This window comes from Cupriavidus sp. 01L45, from assembly GCF_056399885.1.
On record NZ_JBFTSG010000122.1, the window covers coordinates 1 to 5,013 of the forward strand.

Annotated in this window: 4 protein-coding genes; 3 read left to right on the top strand and 1 reads right to left on the bottom strand. The window is 55.1% G+C overall.

Features of this window, described 5'->3' with window-relative positions; genetic code table 11:
- The coding region (locus tag AC1DT6_RS39980; RefSeq protein ID WP_477115574.1) for a hypothetical protein at nt 1-283 on the bottom strand (283 nt) is incomplete at its 3' end.
- 632 nt (nt 284-915) lie between these two features.
- Here AC1DT6_RS39980 and AC1DT6_RS39985 point away from each other — a divergent pair.
- Genes AC1DT6_RS39985 through AC1DT6_RS39995 form a run of 3 tightly spaced genes read left to right on the top strand, consistent with a single transcriptional unit; the run spans nt 916 to nt 4,890 of the window.
- A complete protein-coding gene (locus AC1DT6_RS39985) occupies nt 916-3,087 on the top strand; it encodes a type I secretion system permease/ATPase (RefSeq protein WP_477115575.1) in 2,172 nt (723 codons plus the stop codon).
- Nucleotides 3,084-4,427, top strand: a complete 1,344-nt coding sequence (locus AC1DT6_RS39990; protein ID WP_477115576.1) for an HlyD family type I secretion periplasmic adaptor subunit — start codon at nt 3,084-3,086, stop codon at nt 4,425-4,427. Before AC1DT6_RS39985 ends, AC1DT6_RS39990 begins: the two co-directional genes overlap by 4 nt.
- On the top strand, nt 4,417-4,890 hold the full coding sequence (locus AC1DT6_RS39995; protein ID WP_477115577.1) for a TolC family protein: 474 nt from the start codon (nt 4,417-4,419) through the stop codon (nt 4,888-4,890). The genes AC1DT6_RS39990 and AC1DT6_RS39995 overlap by 11 nt, the downstream gene beginning before the upstream one ends.
- Nucleotides 4,891-5,013: the final 123 nt, after the last annotated feature.

The window sequence follows — 5,013 nt, forward strand, 5'->3', positions numbered from 1 at the left end:
TCGAGTGCCTCGTGTCGAGTGCCTCGTGCAACTGCGCCAACCCACCCAGGCACGCCGCGAGCACGGTCTGGTCCGAGCCGTTGCCGGGATACGTCCGATACAACAGCGGCACATGCCCGGTCTCGCTGACCAGGACGCCAAGCCCTACGACACGCAGGTCGCGTCTCTTGCTCTTGGCGTGGCCTCGCCGAGCCAGTTCGCCGGGCGTCTGCGTGTCGATGTGGGTATCGAAGTTCGTCGTATCGAACGCGAGCACATCGGCGGACAACTCGAAGCGAGCCACCGCGGCCTTCGCGATGGCCTAGGCATTGCTCGACGAGCGGCCTAACGTGCCAAAAAACGATGCCACCCTGCAGGGCTATAAAATCATGGTCATCCTCGCTTTCGGAATCCAAACTCGACAGCCCGTCGTACTCGAGTCGAATGAGTACTTGCCAAAAACGAATAGCAATGATGATCGAACCCTTGGTGTGCCACATTACCCCTAATGCGGGGTGGCCAAAATCTTTCCTAGCTTCCAGTCGGGCCATTTCCGCACTTCTTCGTGTCAATCACTCGATACCCTACTACACGTCGCTTGACACGTTGCACGGGCTTTCCTAAGTTACGTCTTGGCAGGCTCTAACGAGCCGTGGAGGGGAAGCTCCTCGGCGTACCTATCAAAATAACAAGAGGTACCGGTCGTGATCTCATTCGAAAGAATGCATTCGAAGCTAAGTCCAAGTTCAGTATTCCCGCACCACAACCCCACGACGCAGCGAGCACGAGCTCCAAGGATGGAAATGCATGGTCCCGACCGCATTTGGACACTGACTCGACTTGCGGAGAGGGAATAGCGGACAGGACTGGCAACGCCAAGCATTAGATTGCTGCCACGAAAGTCAATCCGTTGTTCTTACTACTTGAGGATCTTTGATGACCCAGGCGACGATCGAATCGGTCATCAGAGCGCAAGATGGCGACGAGCGTGCAGGAATTGATACGGCATTGGCGTGTTTGTTAATTATGGCCGGCCTGCATGGCATCGCTGCAGATGAAGGACAGCTTCGCCACGAGTACGGTCATCAACATTTCGATGCACAGACTGCCATCTTGGCAGCTCGAAAAGTTGGTCTTTCAGCCAAGCTCGTCCGTCAACCCATTGAGCGGCTCGATCGGACACCCCTTCCGGCAATTGGAATCGACGTACAGGGCCGGTTTTTCATCGTGGCCAAGTACGATGCTGGACCCAATTCCCAACGTGTCCTCATCCAACGACCTGGTAGCTCGCCTTGTGTGCTGACGCTTGCCGATTTTCTCGAAGTTTGGACCGGGCAGATCATCCTGTGCACCAGCAAGGCAAGCTTCGCAGGTGAGATGGCGAAGTTCGACTTCACGTGGTTTGTTCCAGCAGTTATCAAGTATCGGAAGCTGTTTGGTGAAGTACTCTTCGTGTCTTTTTCCCTACAGATCATTGCTTTGGTGACACCTATGTTCTTCCAGGTTGTCATGGACAAGGTGCTTGTCAATCACGCGATGAAGACGCTCAATGTCATCGCGATTGGACTTGTATGTGCGATTCTCTTCGAGGTCGCGCTGACCGGCATTCGTACATGGGTTTTCGCCCATACCAGCAGTAAGATTGACGTCGAGCTTGGCGCCCGATTGTTCCGACATCTTCTGGCCCTGCCGCTGGGCTATTTTCAGGTTCGTCGAGTGGGCGACTCAGTTGCCCGCGTCCGCGAGCTTGAGAATATTCGCAGCTTCCTGACCAGCAATGCGATGACGGTGCTGTTGGACGTGGTATTTTCCTTTGTTTTCTTGGCTGTCATGTTGTACTACAGCGCGTGGCTGACGCTGATCGTTGTGGCCTCCATTCCGCTGTATATTACGCAATCAATTATATTTACACCGATTATCCGCCGAAGACTCAACGTCAAGTTTAACCGCAACGCAGAAAATCAATCATTTTTGGTCGAGACCATCAGCGGCATCGATACGGTGAAGGCCATGGCGGTCGAGCCACGCTGGGCACAGAAATGGGATCAACAGCTTGCCGCTTATGTCACAGCGGGACTTGCTGTCTCGAATGCAGCGACAATCGCAAGTGGCGGAGTCACTTTGATTAGCAAGCTGGTGACTGCCGCAATAATGTGGTGGGGCGCCAGTCTTGTCATTGATCAGCAGATGACCGTTGGTGAACTGGTTGCCTTCAACATGCTGGCCGGTCAGGTGTCGTCACCAATCCTTCGGCTAGCGCAACTCTGGAACGACTTCCAGCAGGTGGGTATCTCGATGAGCAGGCTCGGAGACATCCTTAACGCCAATACCGAATCGGCTGGACAAAAATCGCGTTTATCGCGGCTGTCTGGCGCAATCAGCTTTGATAGTGTTTCATTCCGCTATAGGCCCGATACACCAGTGGTCATACATAGCATTTCCCTTGCAATTGGCCCCGGAGAAGTGGTCGGCATCGTCGGCCGTTCCGGCTCTGGAAAAAGCACCCTCGCGAAACTCGTGCAGCGCCTTTACGTGCCGGAGCGCGGACGCGTGCTTATCGACGGGCATGATATCGCTACTATCGACGCCGCGTCGTTGCGCCATCAGATCGGTGTGGTGCTGCAGGAGAACACACTATTCAGTCGCTCGATTCGTGAGAATATTGCTTTGTCAAATCCAGCCGTACCACTCGAAGCTGTGATTGAGGCAGCGAAACTCGCGGGCGCGCATGAATTCATTTGCGAATTGCCCGAGGGCTACGACACGATAGTCGGCGAGCATGGCGCAGGATTGTCCGGAGGACAGCGTCAGCGCGTCGCTATCGCCAGGGCCTTGATCGGGAATCCAAGAATTCTGATCTTTGACGAGGCGACGAGTGCATTGGACTATGAGTCCGAGAAAATAATCCACGAAAACATGCGGCGAATTTGCCGCGGCCGTACTGTCCTCATCATAGCCCACCGGCTATCAGCTGTTCGGGAGGCCAATCGCATCATCGTCATGGACCGAGGCCAGATCGCGGAGATGGGGCGCCATGACGAGCTTTTGAAGCATCCTAACGGAATCTATGCCAACCTCCACGCCCTTCAACTAGGCTTTGGAACATGAGTTTGCACCCCCGGGTTCAAGCATGGGGAGCTCTGTGGGCGCGCTATGGATCAGCCTTCCGCCATGCGTGGCGTCATCGCCGCACATTAGTGACGCCCAACTTTGTCGCACAGGAAGCAGAGTTTCTGCCTGCCGCACTCTCCCTACAGGCACAGCCAGTCTCGCCGACAGGTCGCTGGGTCGCGCGCGTTTTGATGCTGTTGATTGTCGTGCTGCTGGTATGGTCAATCTTTGGCAACATCGACATAGTCGTAAATGCACAAGGCAAGATTGTTCCGACCGGCCGCACCAAGTCAATTGCATCGGTGGAGACCGCCAGTGTCAGGGCTATTCACGTTAGAGAAGGTCAGAGCGTCGCCGCTGGCGATCCGCTGATCGAATTGGATACGCGTGAGATTGACAGTGAACACGACAAGGCTATGGGCGACGCGCAGTTGGCCCGTCTCCAGGCTGCGCGCGCCCGCGCTATGCTAGAAGCAATCGATCGGAACAAGACGCCGAACATGCCTGCTGTTGAGCAGATTCCAGAGGACCACTTGCACGAAGCAAGGCTGTATCTTCTCGACCAGTGGCGCGACTACACCGCAAAGATTGCAAGAATCGACGGAGACATTCGGCGCTACTCGCAATCGCTTCCGTTAGCGGCACAGCGGGCAAAGGACTTTGCCGACCTAGCTGCCAATCACGATGTCTCAGTTCATTCCTATCTCGAAAAGGAGCAGGCGCGTGTCGATCTTGAGGGGCAGCTCGTTGGCGCTCGCCGACAAAAGGACGCGCTGGTTGCGGAGACACGCCGCGTGGCGCAAGACAGTCTAAACGAGGCCACCAAAATTATAGGGGTGGCATCACAGGATGCCAGGCGTGCAGGCGTGCGCAGCGAGCTTCTAAAATTGGTGGCACCGGTAGACGGTACTGTCCAGCAGTTGTCGGTGCACACGATTGGTGGTGTCGTTCCGTCAGCGCAGCCATTAATGCAGATCRTTCCAAAGCAGAACGTCATCGAGATTGAGGCCTTTGTGGCAAACAGGGATATCGGATTCGTGCGTGAAGGACAGGAGGTTCAAGTCAAGATTGACGCATTTGAGTACACAAAATACGGGACGGTACCAGCTATTGTGAAGCATGTGTCTCGTGATTCCATCGAGGACGAGAAGAAGGGCTTAATCTATTCCGTCAAAGTGGAACTTGGCAGGAACACCGTGGCCATCGACGGAAAATCGGTTTCGTTGACACCCGGCATGAGCGCAACAGTGGATATCAAAACAGGGACACGACGGGTGATCGAGTATGTGCTTTCACCACTAATTCAGCATGGTAGGGAAAGTATGCATGAGCGCTAAGGCGAAGTCCCATTCCATCAATTCGTTCCTAGTGGGCCTACTGTTCCTGGTGGTCTGTTTGCATGTGAGGACGGGGTGGGCCGAGCCGCGCGACAGTGCTTTCAAGGATCCACTTTCAGCACGGCCACCCGTACTTGATCGCGGTGCGATCCTACCTGGAGACACCCAATCCGCGATATGCCCGCCGACCGCTTCCGCGGACGATCCTCTCACGCTTGGGGGTGCCATTGACCTAGCGCTATGCAACAACCCGCAAATCAAGTCTGCTTGGTCAGCGATCAAAATCCAGGCAGCCGCAGTCGGGGAGGCTAGAGCTGCCTATCTGCCCTCTGCCACGGTTACCGCGTCGCAACTGCATACGCGCAACCAGTTTCCTGGCTTCCCGGAGGCCAACAATTCGACTGATGGGCAAACCGGATACGCATCGATTAGCTGGAGAATTTTCGACTTTGGGAAATGCTGAATAAATCGGTTCGCGAGTCATCGCGACATAGGATGAGTGCGTTGTCATAAGCATGCCCTTGAGTCAGGTCCGGAGATGAAGCGACAGATCAGTTTTGCGGAAGCGGAAAGCCACGGTAAGAAG

Bases quoted from the DNA above. Each gene is read 5' to 3' on its own strand.
- AC1DT6_RS39985 (WP_477115575.1), top strand. From the start codon at position 916: ATGACCCAGGCGACGATCGAATCGGTCATCAGAGCGCAAGATGGCGAC.
- AC1DT6_RS39995 (WP_477115577.1), top strand. From the start codon at position 4,417: ATGAGCGCTAAGGCGAAGTCCCATTCCATCAATTCGTTCCTAGTGGGC.